Below are 24,408 nucleotides of genomic sequence, written 5' to 3' on the forward strand. Positions count from 1 at the left end.
TAATAAAAGTTAAGTTTTATTAAGCAAAAGTATTGAAACAAATACCTCTTTTTGCTATAATAAACAATATAAATAAAGAGAGGAGTATGTTGGTGGCACGTTACATTCGGTATTTAGAAAATGGTACGTGGAAATATGCGTCTGTTAAATCAGTTGGCGACTTAGAGAAGTTGTTGACAACTTCGAAAACAGATATCGTTTCAGCAATTAATGAGCTGATAGCCAACGGTGGCGCACTAGAACACGACCTTAATAGTCGTTTTGATGGTCTAGAAGGACAGCAAAACGAATTAGTGACTATTACTGGCAACGTACAGGAAACGCTAGGAAAAGTCCAAGATGACCTTTTAAATAAGGCAGAAGCACTATACGTTGATGAGCAAATTAAGAAGCTTGTAAATAAAGAAGACTATGATGCAAACTATCAAAAGATAGAAGGCGAACTTTTAGATAAAGTTAATATCGAAAAGTATAACGAAGAGTACAAACTGGTCACTGCGAAACTTAACGACAAAACTGATTTAAGTGCGTTTGAAGGCGTTGAGGGAAGGGTAACTACAACAGAACAAGAGATTACCAATGTAAAAGGTGAATTGGGTTCTAAGATTGGAAAGACAGAATTTGATAGTGCTGTTGGGGTAAATCGATGGCTTGCTAGAAAATATGATATCAACGTAGGTTCTGCAGGGGCTATTCCTTCTTTCAGTCATATCAAGGGAAAGCAACCAAGTGAAGTTATAGACTATGATGATAACTCTGTAATTAAGCCATTTACAGGTGACTATTACATCGGTCACTATTTTACAAATGTATATATGAAGGTTGCCAAGACAGTTAGATTAACTGTAACAAATGATGATGGCGCTGTTATATATATGAATGGTGCAAAAATGTATGAAAGCACAACGAGAACAACTGGATTAACTGTTGCTATGACGTTTAGAGCAGGATGGAACACAGTTGAAATTCTTCATTATGAACATAGTGGAGCAGTAGAACAAGTTTCTCTTGGACTCAAACTATCTGAACAAGTTGATAAGTTAACTAGTGTAATTGGTATAGGTGACAAGAATGATACTAGACTCGTAGAAGCTGAAACTCAAATCAAGCAAAATGCAGAAGCTATTCTATTAAAAGCAGAAGGCTCTGTTGTTACTAGTCTAGGAAATAAAGTGACTGCTAATGAAGCTTCTATTAATCTCATGAAGGATGAGATTACTATGCTTGTTAAAACCGAAGACTTTAACAAGTATACAGGTCGATTAGAGACTGCTGAAAGCACAATTATTCAACACTCAAATCAAATCAGTCAAAAGGTAGAAAAGAAAGACTATGATGCTTTAAATAATATCGTTGGTGAGCAACAAACTAGTATTAATCAATTAACTAGCGAGATTAGCTTGAAGGCTACTAAATCAGATTTTGATGGATTAAATGGTCGAGTGGGTAATGCTGAGACTCAAATTAAGCTTAATACAGAAGCCATTAACTTAAGAGCCAAGCAAACTGAATTAGATAAGACAAACGGTAGATTGCAAACAGCAGAATCACAACTTAATGTTCAAGCAGGTCAAATCTCTACTAAAGTAACGCAAGAAGATATAAACAAAAGTATTGACGATTTAAATTTTGAAGTTCGAAATCTAATTCTAAACTCAGGATTTGCAAGAGGGTTTGAGAGTTGGAATAATACTTCATTCACAATCCTTCCTGCGGAGGCGGATAAGCCTAATAGTAAAATTGTAAAAGTTAGCAGAACTGGCGCTTCTACAAATAGCATCATTAACTTAATCTCCAATAAGGGTAATGTTAAAAATGGAGATTCTGTATCATTTTCAGTTGACTTTAAGGTAACTAGCTTTAGCGCTTATGATGTCAAGAATCCTTTCATTGTAGAGTTTTATGATGATGCAGGGACTAGAGTTCAATACACAGATGTTGCTTTGTCTAATATGGGTATCTCTACATTATCAGATGGAAAATGGGTTAGACTCACTTATACAGTAAAAGCGAACAACGCTAGTATTACGAAGGTAGCTCTAAGAATAGCGCTATTCAGAAATGGTGAAGTATTCTATCGAGAACCTCAAATGCAAATTGGCACAAAAGCTACTGGTTATATGCTTGCTCCTGAGGACTCTTTAGGTGCTGAGACAAGATTAGCCAACGCTGAAAGTACAATTGTACAACAAGCAACTGAAATTGGCTTAAAAGCCAATGCCAATGATGTTTATAAAAAGGCTGAGGCTGATGGCAAAGTCTCAACTGCAATAACGCAGGCTAAAGGTGAAATCAAGATTGAGACAGATAAGATTTCTCAGAATGTTACTAACTTAACACAAACAGTAACTACACAAGGGACTACTATTTCAAATCATGAGACATCGATTACGCAGATGAAAGGCGATATTAACTTAAGAGCAGAAGCAAAGAATGTTTACACAAAAACAGAGGCTGATGGGAAAATAAGTACTGCTGTCACAAATGCCAAGGCTGAGATTAAAATCACAACAGATGGTATTTCTCAGAATGTTACTAACGTTAAAGGTGACTTAAGTAATTTAAATGATGTTGTAGTTGCACAAGGGACTCAGATTAAACAAACATCTGACGAGGTTGCAATTAATGTAGTTAAAAAAGGAAATATAAAAGCCTCTATTAACGCAAGTACAGAAGGAATTAAAATTGGTGGACAGCATGTCGATATCACAGGACAAGTCACATTTAGTAGCCTAGACTCTAATATGCAAGGTAAGGTTAATGCAGGAACTGATGCTAAGAGTCAAATTGATACACTGAGACTTGGTATTAATAACTTAATACTGGACTCTCATAGGGATTTTTCAACTACAAACTACCTTGTCAATATGTATACATTGTCAGAAGATTTAATTGCAGGGGAGGAGTATACCTTCGTAGTCAAGGGTACAGTTCCTGCGGGTCAAAAGTTTGGTGTATGGATGAATGGTGGCTCTGATGGTTCGTGGTGGGCTACAAACACTTATGCAAAAGGCGTTACGTATGTAACTTTTAAAGCATATGCACCGAAAGAGGGTCACGCTAGAACGATAAGTCTATATAATGCACCACAAAACACAACACTATCTACTGTAGATTGGGTTGCTCTATACAAAGGGAATAAACCAATGGACTGGATGCCTGCAACTAGCGATATGGAAAAGCTTATTGGTGGAGCATCTCCTAATATAATTCTTAATAGTGGATTCTTGCAAGGAATGAAGTTTTGGGGTACTCCTGCAACTGGAGTGTCATTAGACACAACTATAGATTTAGATGGAATTCCTATCATTAAATCTGTTCAATCAGGCAATACGACAGATGTGTGGAGAGGATTAGAGACTGACCTTTATCCTGCCCCACTTGATAGACCGATAACATTCAGTGTCTACAGTTATACTCCAGATTTAACAAAGTTAGATGCAGGGATGACTGTCGAAATCAAGTGTTACGACAAGAATAAGGCGAGAATCACTGCTCAGACCTATGCAGTTACAGCTACTCCATCTAAGAGTAATTCATGGGAGAGATTTAGTAAAACTATCACTATATCGGGCGATAAGAATATTAAATATATAAATCTATTTGTCTACGTTAGAAAGAATGGTACAGGATACTTTGCTAAGCCTATGATACAGCATGGTAGCACACTAGGTGATTGGACTCCTAACCCTAACGATGTCATTATAGATAGCCTAGACACTGTCTCTCAAAATAGTAAAAATGCTATCGCTGATATGTCAAATGACAATAAAGCCACTCCAGTAGAAAAGACTCAATTGAAAAAGGAATGGGCGACAATAGTAGCAGAGAAACCACAGTATGAAGCACTGGCTACTACCTATGGAATCACTACTGAGAAAACGAACTATGTCAATGCTTACAATGCTTTGAATACAGCGGTTACTCCTATTATTGCTAATACAACTGTAACTAGCGATATCAATGGAGCGACTTTTAGAAATACCTTTGATGATTACTATGATAAGTTGGCGCAATTAATTAAAAAGATTAATGAGTTGTCTAGGTCAATAGGAACTAACGCAGATTCTAAGGCTCAATCAGCTCAGAATGCTATTGCAGATATGTCTAGTGATAGTAAGATTACTCCAGTAGAAAAGGTTCAGTTGAAGAAAGAGTGGGCTGTAATGCTTTCTGAGAAACCTCAGTATGAAGCACTGGCTACAACATATGGTATTACAACGGAGAAGACAAACTACGTTAACGCTTATAATACTTTAAATACTGTGCTTAATGGTACTGGCGGTATACTTACAAATATGACTACAACGTCTGCAGTTACTGGTGCTACATTCCGTGGGCAGTTTGATGATTACTATGATAAAAAAGCTCAATTGGTCAAAAAGATTAATGAGACTTCCAAGTCATTGGCTGATGGCGCTCAAGGAACAGCAAATACAGCGAATAACGCCATCAATAATAATAAGGCTATATGGGATAGAGCTTCTAATATCAATGCGGATGGAAAATTTAACACAAACAAGTTGAGTGGACTTATTCTTGATGCACAGATTTCGTCTGCTACAAATTGGAATGGCGCTAAGAGTCTATTAGATTCTTGGAAGTCAGGGACAACGCTAATCAATGGTGGGATGATTGCAACGAATACAATATTCGCTCAACAGATTGCTATTGGTGATTTTACGAACCTATCTCAGATTAACGAAGAGAAGAACCCTAATGGATATTCTACAGTTCTATTGAACAATAAGAGATATTTCAAGATTGGTAATGGTGCTTATGCTTCACTTACAATGATGGATAATACTTATGTTGAATTCAAGGTTAATGATGAGTATTACATTGCGTTTAATGGGTATCGTGATGCAGGTTTGACAAGTCTTAATTTAATTATGAGATATCACTACACAGATGGTACATGGGCAAATGCAGGGGTAATATCTGCTCTTCCTACAACAGCCGACACTCGTGTAATTAAGAATCTTCAGATTACAACTGCACCCGATGATACTAAGACAATTTCTCGTGTCCAACTATTCTTTGAAAAGGATGGAACTGCAGGAAGTGGTTACTACTACATTAGAGACCTAGAGGTTCGTAAGCGTTATACTGGTGAACTGATTGTAGATGGTTCTATTAAAGCTCAGCAACTCGATGTAAATAGCTTATTCGCCCATAGTGGATTCATCACTAATCTTAAATCACAAGAAATCGATGCTTCTAAGATTAAGACTGGGCAATTGATTGGTATATACATTCGCTCAGATGGCACTAATGCATTCTCTTATATGAGTGGTGGCTCTATCGTATCTAAATCTAAAGTCAGCACTGTTGAAACATGGATTGACGAAGGATTAGTAAGGGTAAAAAGTTCAACTTCTATGTTGTCACTTTCAGAAGATAATCTGTCTATTGGTCAAATAGGGAAAAGTGGATATGGTAGTATTACTTACACTGCGCCTAATACAGACCCTAGTCAGAACTTATTTAGCATATGGGGTGTTGGTAAGATTGTCTTAGAATCAAACCAAAATGACATCATTCTAAAAGGACGAGCGCATATCCAAGGAGTGGACAGCGGTGGTGTTGCATTAAATTTCCCTGAGGCAAGCTCTATTAGATTTGATAGATATGGGAATATTAACGCTCCTAGCACCATGTCTTCCGAGGCAACTTGGTCAATTAAAGATGCTGATAACCGTATTAGAATACTTATTCCAATGGGCAAAGGTACACAATCGGGAAATGAATATCACTCGCACGTAGGTGGACATAAGTTCCTCCATAATGGTACTTTGGGAATTGCTACGTACATTCAAGGCGGAGATAGCCCTATTATTCAATTTAATGGTCGAAGTATTCTTAAATATTGGGGCGGAGGCAATTACTTTGAATTTAAGAACCAATGGGATAGTGGCTTCGTTCCTGTCTATGCCTCAGCGTTTAATACAGCTTCTTCATTAATTTGGAAGACAGATATTGAAAGTTATGAAAAATCGGCATTAGACGTAGTTATGGGGACTAATATAGTAACATACAAGTACAAATCTGATGTTGAAGAGAGCGATAATCCTCATACACATGTCGGTGTCATAGCTGAATACGCACCTAAAGAGATTCAAAGTAAAGACGGACGTGGCGTTGATAACTATGCGATGTCTTCACTCGCATGGAAGGCAATTCAAGAACTATCTGAACAAGTTAGATACTTGAAAGAAAAATTAAACAATAGATAAGGAGAAGATTAATAGTGTTATTCGATTATCAAATTGAAAAACAATTAGTAGACATTGGTTACGATAGAATGACCATGGAAGAAAAGAACCAACTCATCACAACACTGGCAAGAAAGGAAGGGGCAGTTCTCTCACGTATTACAGATGAATATATTTTAAACTATCATAAGAAGTTAAAGAGTGCTATTCTATCAGAGAAGTGTGACGAGGTTATTGTAACAGGATTTAAATCTACGAATGGACACACGTATAGAATGAAAGGCGATGACCAAATTAACTTCATAGGACAAGCTCATGAGTTAATCTTCTTTGATAAAGAAACGGATACAGTTCCTTGGCTAACTGAAGATGCTGATTACATTGTGCATTCACGAGATGAATGGTTGAATAACGTATATAGAGAAGCGTTTATGCATAAAAAGGCTCAGCTATATAAGTATAGTGAGTTAAAGAAAAAGATTATAGATGCTAAAACTCATGCAGAAATTGTTGCTGTAACTTGGTAATTATTAAACAAAAGTATTGAAATAAAGATATAAAGTCGCTATAATGGAATATAGCGACTTTGAAAGGAGGTTAGTATGTCTTTGGAAAATAATCAAGTTCAAACACAAGTTAATGCAGAGATTGTCATTGCTCAATGCCAAGAAACGATTTATAAGTTAACTATGGAAAATATTATGCTTAAAGCAATGTTAGAGCAAGAAAAACACATGAACGCACAGAAAGAAAGCGATAACTAGGTTTTCGCATGTGAAATGGGATGGGAATGGAAGTGTAATCATTATGATAAATTCATAATGAAGGGATGTCACATGTATTGAAAACACAATTGTTTGCTCAGCATGTTGATGGTGTATCAAAATACACTAATGAGTTCGCTATTTACTTTACAGCGCTTATGACAGGGGTTACATGGTTGTTAGGAGGGTGGGATACAGCATTACAAGTATTAATGTATTGCATTCTTATCGACCTTGTAACTGGCGTTATAATTGGTTTCTTTGTAAAGAAGCAGTTTTCTAGTCATAGATTAAGAAAAGGAATTGGAACAAAAATAGGTTACTTAATCGTAATATTATTATGTAACCTATTCGATATGGTATTCTTCAAAGAGAATCCTATTTTGAGAACAGCATCTGTTTGGTTCTATATCTATGTTGAAGGAAGTTCAATCTTAGAAAACCTTGCAAACCTAGGAGTACCAGTTCCACAGTTCTTAGTTGACCGTATGGAACAGATTAATGAAAAGGTTGGGCTTCGTGCGAAGATGAAAGACGGAAAATTCGTCAAGAGTGAAGATGAGGACATTCAAGATTAAAAGTAATAAAAGAGTGATTTTATTAAAAAAAAGTATTGAAACTGGAGGTAGAAGCTTGACTTCTATCTCCTTTTTTGATACGATGTAAATATACTTAAGCAAAAGTATTGAAACTAACTATAAGGAGATGGAAATTTTGGGTATTGAAATTACAAGCTTAGGCGTAGCAGAACGCCAAATTAGAGAATTGATTCGCACTCCTCAAGGAAATATTGAAGTGTATGAACCAACGGTAGATGATATTGCAGATATCATTGATTTACAACGTGATAATGGATTAGGCATGGATGGTGGAAAGGTAGTATTTGAAGGAACAGATGTAATCAAGACTTTATTCCCAATGCTTACAAATATCGATTTTGGCGATATCTCGGATGAAGAATTAGGAAAAATTATTGACAATCCTTCTATTCACTTGTTAATTGCACAACAATATGTTGCCCAAATCGTAGCAGAAGCAAATAAGTTGTATGCACAACGAGTTAAAACAGAATTAATGAACACTGATAGCACACTTGCTCAAATGGAGTTATTAAATACAATTCCTTCAATCATCGTAGAGAATGCTAAGCGTGATGGTAAAATGGCTGAGCTAGTAGATAAAGTGACTGAGGTAAGTGACGAGCTAGAAAAAGCAATCGAAAAAGAGAAAGAGAATGATGGATTGCGAGAAGAGATTAAAGAGAAAGTAACTGAAATGACTGGCGCTCAATTAAAAGTGGTAGAGAATGAGCAGACTATTTAGTTCTGTATCTGAACTACAGCATCATCTAAAGGATTCCATCAGAGAAGGCATTGAACATAAATTGATGAAAATCGTTTTAGAAATCGTTCAAAAATATGTGGACAAGAATGTGTATCATAATCCATTTAAACAAGAAGGCAGTGAGTTTGCCTACGATAGAACAATGGAGCTGATGAATAGTATAACCATTGGTGAGTTAAAGATGGGTACTAAGTATGCTACATTCGAAGTCTACATGGATGCTGACAAGATACAGCCTAATGAGACTGATGAAGGTCATTGGAATCAGCATGCTAACATTGACTATACTCAAGATACATCTGACTATATTCCAAAGTGGATTGAGGATGGTACAAATGGCAGTCTATGGGATTGGAAGCCAACTCATTACATGGCTGATTCTTACTTTGAATTGAGCGATGGTAGCTTGGCAAGGGAACTAGCTGAGGCGTTACGCAGAGAAGGTTGGAACGTTATAATGGTTTCATAACGTGGAATGGAGGCTTCTTATGATAATACATTCATAAGAGGTGAATTTAGTGGCAGAACAAAAGAGGGTTTATAAGCGATATTTTACAAAAGATAAGATTGCAAAGATAAACCAAAAGAGTTTAAAGGCGTATGATAAGTATCTTCGCTCGAACATTATTAAAAACAAAGATGTAAAAGAGACAACATACAAAGTCTATCAAAACTACTTCAATCAATTCCTTGTATATCTTGAGGAAGAATGGGAGAACATTTTCATTCATGATGATGAGTTTATGGAGAATGCTGTTGATATTATGGAAGGATTTATTGGATTTTGTCAGGATACGCTAGGGAACAATAAGAAAGTAATTAATACAAAGCTTTCTGCAGTTTCAACGTATTACATTTGGGCGGTAAAACGTGGAATCATTGACGTTCACCCATTTGACCGCAAGTTAGACAGAATGAAGGGCGCAAACGATGAGAAGCTTATTAGTCATTACTTCTTAACGAGAGACCAAGTTGACACTGTTACCAATTTCTTGCATGAGGACTATAAGAAAGAAAAGGGTAGAAAGTATGACATTCAAGACTTATTGATTTGGCATATTATGGTTGATTCAGCTAACCGAAATGGAGCAATATCCAAATTAACTTTATCATCATTGGACTTAGAAGAGATGATGTTCGTAGATATTCGAGAGAAACGTGGGAAAATGGTTGAGGTTGCTTTCGAAGAAGAGTCGAAGTTATTGATTCAAGAATGGCTAGAGATGCGTAAGAATATGGATAACTGCGAGGTTGATGCACTGTTTATCGTAAAGCATGGCGGAGAATATAAGAAGATGTCTCAGACTTCTATTTATATGCGTGTAAGAAAGATTGGACACATTCTAGGCTTACAAGATTTACATCCTCACTGTCTGCGTAAAACAAAAGGAAATCTAATCGTAGAGGATACAGGGGATTTAACACTGGCTCAGGAATTCCTTAACCACTCCGATGTATCGACAACTCAAAAGCATTATGTTAAGCCTAAATCTAAAGCTGAGATTCGTGCTAAGCTAAAGGCTATGAAAGAGAAGAATAAGAGCCAAGATTAAGCAAAATTATTGAAACAAGGTGGTGTTAACTTAAGTGGCGAGTAATAATAAAATTGGGATTGAGGTACAGGTTAAATTCCCAACTGTAGAAGAAATGAAGGCTGACTTGGCTAAGAAATGGCAAAGCGTCAAGAATGGCTTTGACGCTAAGGTCAATGTGAGCGTAGATGAGAAAAAGCTTGCAAGCATGAAGAAGAGAATTCGTGAAGCTTTGAAGGAAGAAACATTTCATTTAAAAATCGATGCTGACAGCGCCATTAAGTCAATCCAAAAAGTTAAGACTAGCTTAAAAGAACTTGATTCTGATTTGAAGAAAGTTCGTGAAGTTAAAATTGACTTCAATGTTGCAGACATGGATAAAACCATGAAGGAACTTATTGCAGGTGCTAAAAGCGCTGAGAATGCAATGAAGGGACAGGCTAATGCAACTAAATCCAATAACGATGAATTGGATAAAACAATTGCCAAGGTCAATAAAATCCAACAAGTCTACAAGCAGTTGAAAGATGGCAGTCACGCTACTACAATCAAGACAAGTGGTGAAGATGCTAATGGAAATAAGGTTTCCAAGACTGAAAGACCTGATGGAAGGGTTGACTTTGAGAGAGTTGAAAATCGTCAGCAGGATTTAAAGGAAATAGAAGACCTGATGAAGAGAATTCATCAGATTTCTAAGCAACAAATGACTGCTGACCAAGCTTCGAATGCTGTACTCGAAAGAGAAAAGCAGATTCAACAAGAAATTCTAAATAATGTAAAGCAAGAATATCAAGCGAAGCACAATGTAAATGCTAGTGAAGACGCACGAATTGTAAATCTTCAACGTGTTCAACAGGCTGAGATGCAAGTTCTTCAATTGTCTAGACAGAGCGCTCAAGCAGAGAAAGAAATTGCAGATGCAATCTCTCGTGTTGTTCAATTAGAGAGACAGAAAAATGCTATCGCTCTTAAGATGGTTGGTGCTAAGGCACAAGAGAAACAGTCTCTGCAAGAGCAATTGCAGTATTATGATAGAATTCAGAATAAACTTAGAGAGACTCATAATCTTGAAGAGAAGATGAGTTCTGCTCAAAAGGCAGAATTAAACAATCTTAAGAACATATCTGAATTAGAGGTTAAGAGAGCAGAAGCGAAGCAGAAGGACGCAGAACTCGCACAGAAAGAAGCTAACGCTCTTCGTGATATGCAGGAGAATCTTAAAAAGGTTCACTCTCTAGAACTGCAAATCTTGCAAATTCGAGAAAGAATGGATAACGGTGGCTCTGTATCTAGTAATGATAGAGCGAGACTGCAAATCTTAGAAAATGAACTTGAGGCTACTAGACATCTTCAACGTGAGACTGAATTATTCCATACATTTGAAGGAAACATCACGGATGAAATGCAACGACAGTTGAGATTGCAAGAACAAATTCATCAACGTGAACGTGAACGTGTAGCAGACGCTTCTAGAATTCAAGCTGAGAATGATAAGATTACTCAGAAGATGAAAGAATATGAGGCTGTTGTTCGTAACATTGGTCAGCTTCAACGTGACCTATCATATGCAGGAACTCGTGAGAGAGGCGTTATTGAACAAGAGTTAAATAGCGAGAGAGAAAAACTTGCAGTAATGCGTCAAGAATTAGAAACTTCTAATGCTCTTACAGCAGAGCGTAGACGTGAGATTGATGCAATCGAAAGAGCGCAACAAGAACAATTACGCTTAAATCGTGCTAGACAACAGGCTCGTGACAAGGATAAAGAATATGGAAATGGCGCTGAAATCATTGACCCATACTCATTCTTTGCAAATGCTCAACAAGGAGCAATGGCTATCCTTGAACCTGTAAAACGACTTGACGAAGCTATGGTCGGAGTTATGAAGGTTGCAGATGCGACTCAAGAAGAGTTTAGACAATTCGGAGAAAGCGCATATGACACAGCTTCTGCCTTAGGGGTTACAGCAGACCAGTATGTACTTGCTGTTGAAAAATGGGTAACTGCAGGTAAATCATTTAAAGAATCTCAAGATTTAGCTAAGGTATCTACAATCGGTGCGTTCGTAGGTAGTCTTAATGTTGATGACATGGTTAAGTACATGTCTGTTCCATTAAATGCATTTGAAAAAGAAGGATTAAAATCAGTTGACGTTATTAATACAATGAACGAAACTGCCAACCAAAACGCAATTGAGATGGATGACTTAGGTAAAGCTTACGTTCGTTCTGCGACAACTGCGAAAGACGTGGGCGCAGACTTTGGTCACTTAACTGGTATGATTACCGCCGCACAAGAAGCGACACGTAAGGGTGGAGAGCGTATTGGTACTGGTATCAAGACAATCGGTATGAATATTGGTAACATCTTTAGTCGATTGACTAAGGATACAAATAAGAAGTTTGACTGGTTCGAAGGTATTGGCATCCATATTGAAGGCGCTAACGGTCAGATGAATAGTATGCAAGATGTTATTGGTCAGCTTGCAACGAAATGGAATACCTTGTCAGATGCTGAAAAGAATACTGCAAAGTTCTACTTAGCAGGTAAAGAGCATGCCGAAATCCTTGGTGGTATCATCGATAAATGGGAAGTTGTTGGTAAGGTTGCAGGAGAATCTGACCTTCAAAAAACCCTAGGAGAAGATGGTTCTGCATTCATCGAGTTTGCTAAGCAGGGCGACTCTGTTAAGTTTAAATTAGCAGAATTACAAAATGCTTGGGATAAGTTAATGGCAACGCTTGGTGGTAGCACTGGTGGTGTGTCTAAGGCTATTGGCGCAATCACTGAGGGATTAGAGGCTTTAACAGAGTTGGCGAGCAACGGCAAGCTAACAGAGGCTCTTAAATATATCTTTGCAGGTGTAGCGATTCATGCAGGGGCAAGCTTGTATAAACGATTCTTCGATGGAATGGTAACAGGTTTTGGAAGTGTACTTTCAAGAGGTCGAGAAACTATCGCAATGATGGGAGACCTTAAAAACTCCATGAGTAATGGAAGACGAGGAAATGCTACTGCAGGAGCGACAAGAACTACCACCACTACTAGCCGTAGAGGTTCGAATAACGCTCGTAACAGAAGTCGAAATCGTCAAAATAATGATGATGATGATGACGCAAGAAGAAGAGCTAGTAATGCTCAACGAATTAATGAAGCTGAACAAGGCGCAGAACGTGCAAATAGCAAACTTAAGCAGACAGGTAAGCTTATGATGAGCTTAGCAGGGTTTATTCCAATTGTTGGAGATGCATTGCTTGTACTGGACTTAATGGGAGTGCCAGTATTCGATAAAATGGGTCAAATGATTAAGAGTGCTGTAACATCTACTAAAGAGTTGAGTAGAGCAATTGAAGATAATGGTAAAAAATTACAGGCTAATAATTCAATCCTTAATGGTGGCGCAACTGAAAAGATGGGTAAATATAATGGTTTGCAAGACCAATACAATAAAGGCAAAGGTGATAAAGGGTATCTAGATAGCGAGCAATTCACACAGTTCCAATCAAATTTCAATAAAATGACTGAGGATATGGGAATTGATATCAAAATCGAGATGAATGACACGGCTGAGATTGAAGGTAAGCTTGCACAGTTAAAAGAGAAGTTATTAGAAGTTCAACAAGTTGACCTGACAAAGCTTGGAGAAGAAGGATTCAAGAAAGATATGGAATCAATTGATTCTGCACGAGATAGAATAGCAGAAGAGCAAGGTTGGATTAAGGATTACACTGAGAAGGTGAAAGAGTATCAAAAGGTCGTAGATGACCTAAATGCCAAGAAAGCAAGTCAAGGTGGCTTCTTGAGTATGGATGAATTCAATCTTCTTCAACAAGCGCAAGGTAAGGTTGATGAATTCAATGGTAAGATTCGAGAGTCTCAGGGTGTTATCAATGAGCAAAAGGGTCTTATCGGTCAAGCTACTAGTAATATTGAAGGTTACACGAACAAGTTAATTACATTCATTAACAATGGTGGTAGTTTGAAAGGTATGAACCATGAATCTATCAAGTTAGCACTTGGCACTATGATTGAGAACTATAATAAACTTCAAGATTCTATTGGTCTAGCTGACGGCGCACAAAAGCAATTAGCAGGCTCTACACAAATCCAAGCAGGTGAATGGCAAGCATTACAGCAACAATTCCCTGCTCTTAGACAGTTCCATGTTGACCAAGTAAATGGGAATGAGCAAGTGCGACAAAAGGCATCTGAGGTTATTAACAAAGAGAAAGAAAAGATGCAGGCAACGCAGGCTTCTACAAAGACTGCTATTGATGGAGCTTCTCAAGAGGTTGGCATGAAGGCTGAGATTGACCAAGCAACTGGGAAAATTATCACGACCAACCAAGGTTTGAAAACAGAGTTGAAAGGCGTTAGAGAAGAGGCAAATAAGAAAATAGATGACAAAAACATTACTTGGACTGTCAGACTACAAAAAGCGGCTAGTGATTTATGGAAGTGGATTACAGGAGGTTTCAGCTCTACAAAAGAGGTAACAATCCCTGTAAAACCACAAGAGGCGAAGTCTGTTTCTGCAGTAACATCTTCTAATGTATCTTCTATTGGAGGAAGCTTAATTAAGTCGCCTGTAGCAGTAGATGGAGCAGTAGTATCTAATGACGAATCATCAAATTCAAACCCTAATGCAACTGTCAACAGTGATGTTTGGAGATACTGGAGCAGAGAAACGTATGGCATTGATGATACAGATAGCCAAATGAAAGCACTGACGACTGCTATGAACAAAGCTAATGACAACCAACAACAGTTGATTAAACTGTATGGACAACAGCAGGCGCTGTTGAAGAAACAGATAAACAACTACAGCTCATTATATGGTGCTAAAGATAATGAGATGAATGAGACTTTAAATAAGTTATCAGGATTTGGATTTAGCGTTGATACTAACTCTAATAAGATTAATAATCTTGAACACTCAGCAAATCTAAGAGGGAAGGACGCAGAAGAGGCTCAAAAGCTACTTGATAAGTGGAAGTCTCTATATAATGAGATGGATAGTATTCAAGAGACAATGCGCTCTATGGGAGACCAAATTGACGAGATTGGAGATAAGGTAGAGAAAGCTAAAATCACTCAAGAGATGGAGAGATTCGAAGACTCGCTTAAGAGAGTTGACGCACTGCTACAATCTGTTAGTAATTCAGACTCATTAAATGGCAAGAGACTTGATTTAATAGGAAGTCATGATAGAGAACAAGAATTAGTTGAAACAGAGAAGGCTATGAATAAATCTAAGCTGAATATGTCTCAATTAATCAATGAATTCAATAAACTATCAACTGCTAGTATCCAATACAAGGAGAATGGGGAAAGGCTTGAAAGTACTCTTAAGAGTATGGGTTCAGAAATCCTCCAACAAGCAGATGCCATCATAAAGTATCAAGAGGCGATTAATGAGCTTCAATTTACTCGTGTAGCAGAAGATTTAGGTGTTTTCAACGATGCAATTGATGATAATACTTCTAGAATGAAGAATAATATCGACAATCTAAAAGAAGGTTTATTGAGTGGCACTAGCCTATCAGACCTTGAATCATCTACGTCTACGAAGTTGGATTTAAGTCGTGACAATCAGTATGAGAGACTGGCAAAAGAAAGAATTGACCTTGAAGCAGAAGTTGACCAAGCAATGGAGTTCTTTGGCAAGAAGAACGTTGACAGAGTAACTGGTATAGCGAACGCACAGCTCGATATTACAGCATCAATGTACAATCAAATGCTGAAAATGCAATCAGAGTATTCAAGTGGCAACAAGTCATCTGTTAGCTCAATTCAATCTAAGTTTGGCGACCTATCTGGCATTGGCTTAACGGATGAAAAGTATGACTTCGTTAAGAAACTTGACGACAGCTATGACGCAGTGTTGAAAAAGCAGGATGACCTAACTGCTAAATTCCAAAGAGATATGAAGAAGGCTATCAGTCAACAAGATAAAGATGCCTTAACGAATCGATATATCATTGATAATTTGAAAGTTCAAGAAGAATACTTTAAGGCTTCTATTAATAGTGCTAAATTAGCAATCGCTAACCTTAAAGAACAATTAAAGGATTCTACTCTTACAGACGACCAAGAAGAGAAGATTAAGAAGCAAATTAATGATTATGAAAAAGGCATCATTGAGTCGCAAAACAAAATCAAAGACTCTGTAAAACAGCGATTTGAATTTGAGTTTAGTCTCTTAGAAAAGGCGATGAAAGATTACGAAAAGCTTTCAAATGATTTAGGCTATGCAATGGAGATTCTCGATGCCATTGGTGGAGATAACTTTGATGCAAGAGGCGTACTATTAGGAGACATGTTTGACGTTGAGAAACACAGAAATGACAATCTCAGCAAGACATTAGAGGCTCTTAAAGCACAGCAAGCTATGTACGAAGAGGGAAGCTTCGAATGGTCTCTCATCAATGAAGAGGTTGATAAGTACAATAAGGCTCTACAAGATAGTAATAAAGAGCTACTTGATATGAATAAAAATATCATGTCTAACTCATTCTCTAAAACGATGGATAATATCCAAAAGAACATGTTTAATGGTAAAACACTTAAGCAGTTCAAAGATTATCAAGAATTGTGGATGGATGGATTAGAGCGAGAAATTGCGCTTGAAGATGCTTACAAACGTATGAAAGACCTTGGGACTGAAACGTACAAAGGCAAGCTACAACTTCTAGAAAAGCAAGAGAAGCTAAGTAAATTCGAAATGGACTATCTAAATAAACAGCTAGATGTCCTAGAGCTTCAACAAAAACTGGAGAATCTTAATAAAGAGAAAACAGTTCAAACGTTGAAGCAGAATGCTGATGGTACTTGGGACTGGAAATATACAGCCGATGAAGACCAAATATCTCAAGTAAAAGATGAGCTTTCTCAAAAGCAATTAGAATTGCAAAAGCTAGAAGAGCAGGGGCGAGAAGATTACCTGTCTAAACTCGAAAGTATCCTTAAGGATGCAGAGAGTGGGAACTATAAAAACATTGAAGACTTCAAGAACGCCATTGGCGACTTAAGTGATGCTTATAGTTCTGTTGTTGGTGACTTCCCTAAGATTTCAGAAGAATACTTGAAAGACTTGATTGAAACTTACAGTAAGTATGTCAACGAAAGTAACGACATCTTAAATGGCAGTGGGGTAATTCCTCCTAACATTTCAGTAGGTAAGATACAAGAAGGCTTAAGTAATGAAATCGTAACTGCGTTTAAATCAATTAGCAAGGAGCTAGGCGATGTATTCGCAACTGCTTTACTTGCTAAAATTCCAAACTTTGGGACTCCTACACAGGCGAAAGGTGTAGAAAGTAAGTCTGTTAGTATCAGCCTTGAAAAAGTTGAATTCCCTAACATTAAGACTGCTGATGGCATTAAGGATGCAATCATGAGCCTACCTCAAATTGCTCTACAAAAGTCTAAGGAGAAGTAATCATTTACAAATGATTGTAAATAGGTTAGAATAAGATTTAAGGGATGGCTTTTATAGCTATCCCTTAAACAAAATTATTGAAACGAATAAGAGGTGTTTTTGTGGTAGAAGTTAAACCTATGTTGCAAGCAGTGCAACCTTGGGATGCTACGAAGGGAACGAATTTCTACTTCACTTATACAGGTCACAGACAAGCATTAAAGAATCACTTGCTTGTAACTGATGTAAAGACTAATGCAGTTGCATATAGCTTTGAATGGAGTTCGTTTGAAAAAACCCATCCAATTGCTCCTAATGTATTAACTAATGGTAAGGAATATAAGGCGCAATTACGAGTTAAGTTTGCAGATGGTTCATACTCTGCATACTCAAATGAGATAAAGTTCAGAACATTTGCTACTCCTGTACTAGACATCGTGAGTATCGATGGTCAAGGTTATGTGTATAATCGTGACGTAACATTTGTTGCCGTGTATTCACAGAAGGATAGCGAAAAGGTAAAGACATATAGATTCAGTTTATATGACGAAAGTGAAGACCTAATCAAGCATTACCCAGTAAGAGAGCATGGAGTTGGAGAAGAGCTATCAGAGCTTATTAAAGACCTAGAGAAGAGCAAGGGATACTTCATCGAATGTTCTATCGAAACTGTGAATGGAATGGTATATACGCACCGTGAGCGCTTTATACCTATGTATCTTGTTCCTGCTGTCAATGGTGTTATCTTAACAGAGAATGATGAGGACGAAGGGTTTGTTCGAATTAAAGCAAACTTGAAACAAATTGTTGGTAATCAAATTCGCTCAAAGCCTGCCAAGATAGTGAAGTACGATGGAACTCACAATGATGACGATGATTATGACTCTGACAATTATGATTACATTGATAATGAATGGATTATCATCCCTAAAGATAAACCATTAATGTTTCATGGATTAGAAATGAATCGTGCATCTGACTTTGTAATGAAAGTATGGTGCAAGAATATCCCTAACGACAAGAAGTTCATGGAAATCAGTCCTATTGAGAATCAGGGGATTGCTATTCAACTTTGGAAGTATGCGGATAGAATTGTTGTAGTTAAAGAATTGAATAATATTACATCTAGACATCGCTCTAATATTCTAACATTACCAAATGACGCAAGTTACATGGTGTATCTAAGAGTAATTGAGCATCGCATAGATGTATCTGTACAAATTTTGTAAAGGGGTGATAATGTGATTGTTGGATACAACTTTTTTGGATATCAAGAAGGATGTGTGTGGGATACGCCAATCTGCACCGACATGTTAGATGAGTTGGAGATGCGTGAAGGTGTATATGATGAGGTATATATAAACTTAGATACAACGATTCCTGATAACACAGCTAAACCAACGTTTTGGACATTTACAACGATTATGAATTCGAAGTTTACTGGTGACTTAGACGCAGGAAGTATTGGCGCAGAAGGATTCCATGTTACGCACATTCAGCTATATCGCACAGTATATGGAACAAACAAATGGGAAGTAATTGGACAGTTTGAATATAACGAAGACTTCAATGTATACGACTATGTTGATAGATATGTTCAAAATGGTTCACTATATCAATATGCTGTTGTCCCAGTAGCTAATGAGGTATTAGGAGATAAGTTGATATCAGATACAATTCTAGTATCCTATGAAGGAATCTTTGTCACTGACAAGAAGGAAAATAGAAGACTAGAATATGATATTAATCTAGGAGATATGACGCACAACACTGAATCTGCATTGAATCAGCCAATCAACAGCCAGTTCCCAATTGTTGTCTTTGGTCAGAGTAAATACCGAAGCGGTACATTGACTACTCTTCCATTATCAAGAGAGACAATTGCTCTTAACGGAGATGGTATCGATAAGATAGCAGAACAGATTCATAGACAGGAATGGGTAGATTTATTAAACAACGGTAGGGCAAAAGTATTGCGTATGGATAATGGTATAATCATGCTAATTGTTACGCAAAACGTTATCGTAGCGCATAAGCAGGAAGATGGATTACGAAATCTAGCTACAATATCATTCGACTATACAGAAATTGGGGAACTCGACTTTGGTAGAATGATTAAGAATGACCTTATCCCTGCTGAGCATGCGTCTAAGATGGTTTATGATGATTTTGGAGGGATAGTGAGTGAGCAATAATTATATCAAGGGCGAAATAGTAATGGGTGTCAGAGATGTATCTAAGCTTGCAAACTATGCATATTTACATCTGCAAGACATTCGTAAACTCTATATTACAGTAGAGGTCTTGGACAAGGATAATAACACGATTGAGACAATTCAAGGATTGTCCACTGGTGGAGAGGTAAGTGTTTCGGGAGGGAGTTTGATTAAAAGGGCAGGAAGCCTGTCCTTTATCCTTCTTGATGAATTCTTGCCAAGGAAAGACAGTTTACTGTGGATGACGAATAAGATTCGTGTGTATGCAGGAATAGAGAACTTAGCGTCAGCAGAGGCTACTGTGACTCATTTCTGTTTGGGAACATTCTATATAACAGAGCCTGCCATTGATATCACTAGTAACTCTCGTACCATCGATATAGAATTACAGGATAATATGATGCGTTGGGAGCAAGAGCAATTAGAGAACAAGATGGTGTTTGAGGCAGATACTCCTTTAAATACAGCAGTCATCTCGCTTATGCAGTCACTGGGAGAGTTTAATCTGCAAGTAGAATTCACTGACTTGAAAATACCATATAAAATGGAATTCGATGTAGGTACAAATATCTTGGATGTCTTAACAAAGCTCAGAGATTTATACATGGACTGGGAATGCTATTACGATGTTGATGGAACGTTTGTATTTAGAAAGATGAAGGTTCAGCGAGAAGATGGAGAGCCTATTGCATGGGTATTTGACAAAGGAACAGACTTAATCACAGCGTTCAAAGAGTCATTTACTTATAAGAATGTAAAGAATCGAGTTCTTGCAATGGGTGAAGTTGATGAAAAAACAGGGGTAACGCCTAAGTCAGAAGCAACAATAATCTCAGAAGACTCTCCTTTCCATGAAAAAACAATAGGGAAAAGAACCCTTGTAATCAAAGATGGTTCTCTCAAGAATAATGTACAATGTGACGCAAAAGCTAGATATGAATTGTTTAAGGCTAGTACATTCCAAGAGAAGCTTGATATTGATACATTGCCAATCTACTACTTAGATGCAAACAATATTATAGAAGTTGTAAACCATGCCACAAAAGAACTAGAAAGATATGTAGTTGATTCTATCGGCATTGGACTAGGCGTTAGCGATACAATGGGATTAAGCTGTCATAAGGTGTATTACAATCAATTTGATGATATTGGTAGTTCTCTTGGTGATTTCCAAAAGAGTGCAGATATTATTATCGATGGCATTATGAATAAAGGATGGCTATCGTTGGCTGAGAGCAGAGTAAAAGAATATCTTGGACTAGAAGGAAATGGCTCTAAGTTAATCGTAAAGTTCGAATACCAAGGCTTACATGGAACTACAGCATATGTTACAGGATTTATGGGAGAAAGCACTCAAACACTAACAATTGACTTAGCTGACTTTGACAATGTTAAAGGTGAGAATGGTGATAGTGGTAATGGAAAATCTGAGTATAGTGACCGTGTCCTTGGTCACGAAATGGTTCATGCTATCATGAATAACTCTCTAGGATTGAACAAAATCGTTGCACTTCCTGAATGGTTCAAGGAAGGTATCGCTGAATTAATCCATGGGGCAGATGAACGTTTTAAAATTTCAATTACCGTAAATGGAGTAGCAAATGATGAAAAGATAAAGAGCATTATAAGTCGTGCAACAGAGTTGATGAAGAATGCAATATTCAAATCTGAAAGTGATGATTACTCTGCAGGGTATTTGATATTGAAGTATTTGAACCACAGTTTCAAAGCAGGGAAGAGCATGAAAGACTTTATGTGGACAATTAAACAAGCTCCAAACGCTAATAATCTACTTCAAGATGCAATTGTAGCCAATACAGTATTCACTAGCTATGATGCGTTTGTAGCAGGATTCTCGGCGAATGCGTTTAACCATGTGAAAACAAAGATGGTTCTTAATATGGGCGCTGATGAGACAGATACTGGTTCAATAGGTGGCTCTGATGAAAACGGAAGTACGTCATTAAATGCAGAAAATGTGTTTGATAATAGCAAGGCTGTAAAAGGCGTTTCTGCTGTTGGTTTCAATGTTGAATTTATGAGACCTTAAAACAAAATTATTAAAATAAATTGTTGACAATAATAAAACTTAATGCTACAATAGTAGGAGAGTTACTCGTTTCCTCTATTATGGCATTAAGCAAAATTATTGAAAGAAAGGATGGTTATTTTGCGGAATTTAAGTTCATTCCCTAGTAAAGTTGATACGTTTGTAGAACTCTATGATTTGCCACCTAGTCTAGTAGCGTCTGCGAAGCGATACCAAGAATTGAAGGTAAAGCCTACGCTAAACGCAACGGAACAGGCAGAGTTAAACAACTTATCAACAGCATTAGGAGATTACATTATTACGCCCGAAACTTGGAATAAGTTTGCATCTGCGTTAATCAATGTGGAAAACTTCTTCTTAACAAAAGTAGATGGATATATTGACACAAAGCAAACAGAGTGGGCGACATATGTAAAAGACTTCACTTATAAAGGCGTATACAGCGCATCTACTCAATACAAATTCCAAAATATGATAACTTATAATGGCGATTTGTATCTATGTACAAAAGATGCAAAGGGTATTGTGCCAACAACTACAGCTAACTGGCAGAAAATCTCTACTAAAGGAGATAAGGGTGATACTGGACTCAACGCCTATTACAAGGGGTCTTACTCTGCTACAGTTGCGTACGCATTAGGAGATGCAGTAGATTATGGTGGATTTCTATACTACTGCAAGAAAGCTACGACAGCAGGAACTGCTCCTACAGATGCAACCTCTTGGTTCTTATTTGATAGAACAATCGTAAGTAAAACTGCTCCACCAACGACTCAGCAAGGATTAGTTTGGGTTGAGCTAATCGATTAGGTGGTGATTTGATTGGAGAAGAATCTTCAAGAAAGTTTGATTGAGGCAATTCAAATTATGGTTGATGAGGCTGTAAAGAATACAAGCTATACATCGTCACATATAGGTGTAGTAAGGCAAATAAATGGCTTCGCATGCATGGTAGAGATTTATGGAAGCGAAACAGAATGCAAGCTAATGGAGCATCTGCAAAGTGTAATTAAGGTTGGAGATATCGTAGTTGTACAAGATTTATATAATGATAACAACAAAAAGTTTGTACAATCTAAGATTGGAGAGTCAAAAGCATGATGAAAAGAGACCTCCAAAATAGTCTGATAGAAACTATTAAGATTCTTGCAGGAGAAAGACTTAAGAATGTAAATTTCACAAAGTCTTTTACAGGATTAGTAAAGTCTATTAATATCGAAACCGCAAGATGTATCGTAGAGATAGATGGGCATAATTCTGAATGTATAGTTCCTTACAATCTACTGAACTATATTTGGAAAGATGATGTTGTAATTATACAAGACATCGCAAATCATAACGCTCAAAAGATTGTGCAGGGTGTTATACCTTCTTCTAATAGTCAAGATATGTTCCACATATACGACCCTGTAGAAGATAGAATTGTTAGTTCAATAGAGCAATTATGGGACGAGGATTTGCAACAAGAAATATTTGTACAATTTGAAATGGGGGAGTAAGAATAAGAAGGAGATGAAAGCGCCTTGGTAATTCAAAAGGCAAGAGCGAATCATCATGATGGTACAAAATTCAACACCATTCATTATGAAACGCAGACGAAGCAAGTAAAAGTATTAGATGCCAATGGAGCAGTAACATCTGATATCGAAGAGATGCTCTTTAAGGGTAAGCCTGTACAATCTGTGAGCCTAGCCACAGTTAAGGATACTGGGTTATATCAAATTAAAGATTGCACAGATGCTCCAGTAACAATGTCAGCAGGAGTCATCTATTTACTAAGCGTAGAGAGTGTTGGGTTAATCTCAAAGCAAACATTCTTTGATAGAACAACTAATACTATGTATGTTCGACCTATTTATAATGGAACGGCAGGAACTTGGATTGCTTTAGGTAAAGCAACTAAAGATTCAATTGATGCCATCCAAACAAGCTTAAATTCTCTAAGCTCATCTGTAACTGCAATAGATGGTCGATTAAAAACAGCAGAAGCTGATATTAATAAGGCAGAGGCTGACATTGCATCTCTAAACGGTAAGATGACTAGCCACAATCATGATAACGTTTATTTAAAGCTTAGTGGCGGTTCTTTAACTGGAAAAACATCGATGGCGAACAACCAATCATACGCAGGGAAAACTACAGGTGGCGCAGACTTGAATATTGGTCGAGTTAGCACAGCAAATGCTGTTATTATCGGCGATACAAATGCTCAAACTGTTATTCATACTAGCATTAAAAATGCTCTTAAATTCTATGATGGGACAAATGAGCATTCGATTTGGCATACAGGAAATAGTGGTCATACGAGTGGCTTAGATGCTGATAAGTTAGATGGATTCCATGCCAGTTCATTTGCTAGAGTTGACGCAGAGCCTAACTTCCAAAAGAATGTTATCGTGACTAACGGTAATGATATTATCCTTCGTGCGCCTGCAGGCTCTATGAATTCGGGAGACCTTATATTCGCAGAAGGTGGAAACGGTGAGATTGGTCGTGTATTCGTTGATAGTACTGGTACTCTAGTTCTTCGTTCTCAATTCTATGGAGATATGAGAGTTCGAGGAGATGGGGTTATCACATCTGATTATGGAATTGAATTTAATAGTAAGAACAAGGAGACAAGAGTTCATTTTAAGGCGAATGATAGTGATGTTGGTATGGGATTCTACATGAACAACAATTCAAAGCAAATGGGATTGTATGATTGGCAACATGATAGATACTTCTTTACAGCAAATAGAAATGAATCTTCTATTGAATTCAATAACCAAATCAAAATCCAAGGGAAAAGACTCCATATTCGAGGAGATGCTCCATCTAATGCTTCCTATGGTGATATTTGGATTCAAGTGTAGGAAGGAGGAGTT

The 24,408-nt window shown here is 37.3% G+C and carries 15 protein-coding genes; all 15 read left to right on the forward strand.

Annotated elements, in window-relative coordinates:
• The first annotated feature begins 92 nt into the window (after positions 1–92).
• A complete protein-coding gene (locus ACTFRS_RS25600) occupies positions 93–6,236 on the forward strand; it encodes a tail fiber domain-containing protein (protein WP_440025615.1) in 6,144 nt (2,047 codons plus the stop codon).
• A gap of 14 nt (positions 6,237–6,250) precedes the next feature.
• Positions 6,251–6,742 (forward strand): DUF4376 domain-containing protein, encoded by a 492-nt coding sequence (locus ACTFRS_RS25605; protein ID WP_048559123.1) that lies wholly within the window; start codon positions 6,251–6,253, stop codon positions 6,740–6,742.
• A 75-nt stretch (positions 6,743–6,817) separates the two neighbouring features.
• Positions 6,818–6,979 (forward strand): hypothetical protein, encoded by a 162-nt coding sequence (locus ACTFRS_RS25610; protein WP_440025613.1) that lies wholly within the window; start codon positions 6,818–6,820, stop codon positions 6,977–6,979.
• A gap of 77 nt (positions 6,980–7,056) precedes the next feature.
• The gene (locus tag ACTFRS_RS25615) at positions 7,057–7,557 is read left to right on the forward strand and encodes a phage holin family protein (RefSeq protein WP_440025612.1); all 501 of its coding nucleotides are present in this window, start codon (positions 7,057–7,059) and stop codon (positions 7,555–7,557) included.
• 136 nt (positions 7,558–7,693) lie between these two features.
• Positions 7,694–8,302, forward strand: coding sequence for a hypothetical protein (locus ACTFRS_RS25620; protein ID WP_440025610.1), 609 nt, complete (start codon positions 7,694–7,696; stop codon positions 8,300–8,302).
• Positions 8,303–8,504: 202 nt separating this feature from the next.
• The gene (locus ACTFRS_RS25625) at positions 8,505–8,792 is read left to right on the forward strand and encodes a hypothetical protein (protein ID WP_440025609.1); all 288 of its coding nucleotides are present in this window, start codon (positions 8,505–8,507) and stop codon (positions 8,790–8,792) included.
• Between the two features lie 49 nt (positions 8,793–8,841).
• On the forward strand, positions 8,842–9,876 hold the full coding sequence (locus ACTFRS_RS25630; RefSeq protein ID WP_250670599.1) for a site-specific integrase: 1,035 nt from the start codon (positions 8,842–8,844) through the stop codon (positions 9,874–9,876).
• Between the two features lie 34 nt (positions 9,877–9,910).
• Complete coding sequence (locus ACTFRS_RS25635) at positions 9,911–17,296, forward strand: phage tail tape measure protein (RefSeq protein ID WP_440025607.1); 7,386 nt, start codon at positions 9,911–9,913, stop codon at positions 17,294–17,296.
• Positions 17,297–17,397: 101 nt separating this feature from the next.
• Positions 17,398–18,504: a hypothetical protein gene (locus tag ACTFRS_RS25640; protein WP_319611514.1), complete on the forward strand. Its 1,107-nt coding sequence runs from the start codon at positions 17,398–17,400 to the stop codon at positions 18,502–18,504.
• A 12-nt stretch (positions 18,505–18,516) separates the two neighbouring features.
• Positions 18,517–19,470 carry a hypothetical protein gene (locus ACTFRS_RS25645; protein WP_048559080.1) on the forward strand — a complete coding sequence of 318 codons (954 nt, stop codon included), beginning with the start codon at positions 18,517–18,519 and terminating at the stop codon, positions 19,468–19,470.
• 262 nt (positions 19,471–19,732) lie between these two features.
• Positions 19,733–21,541, forward strand: a complete 1,809-nt coding sequence (locus ACTFRS_RS25650) for a DUF5048 domain-containing protein (protein WP_440025605.1) — start codon at positions 19,733–19,735, stop codon at positions 21,539–21,541.
• Between the two features lie 111 nt (positions 21,542–21,652).
• A complete protein-coding gene (locus ACTFRS_RS25655; RefSeq protein ID WP_440048720.1) occupies positions 21,653–22,351 on the forward strand; it encodes a hypothetical protein in 699 nt (232 codons plus the stop codon).
• Positions 22,352–22,363: 12 nt separating this feature from the next.
• Positions 22,364–22,642, forward strand: a complete 279-nt coding sequence (locus ACTFRS_RS25660; protein WP_319611516.1) for a hypothetical protein — start codon at positions 22,364–22,366, stop codon at positions 22,640–22,642.
• A complete protein-coding gene (locus ACTFRS_RS25665; protein ID WP_440025601.1) occupies positions 22,642–23,040 on the forward strand; it encodes a hypothetical protein in 399 nt (132 codons plus the stop codon). The genes ACTFRS_RS25660 and ACTFRS_RS25665 overlap by 1 nt, the downstream gene beginning before the upstream one ends.
• Before the next feature lie 24 nt (positions 23,041–23,064).
• A complete protein-coding gene (locus ACTFRS_RS25670; protein WP_440025599.1) occupies positions 23,065–24,396 on the forward strand; it encodes a pyocin knob domain-containing protein in 1,332 nt (443 codons plus the stop codon).
• Positions 24,397–24,408: the final 12 nt, after the last annotated feature.

The sequence above is a fragment of the Bacillus cereus group sp. MYBK139-1 genome (genome assembly GCF_051916915.1).
Classification (GTDB): Bacteria; Bacillota; Bacilli; order Bacillales; family Bacillaceae_G; genus Bacillus_A; species Bacillus_A pacificus.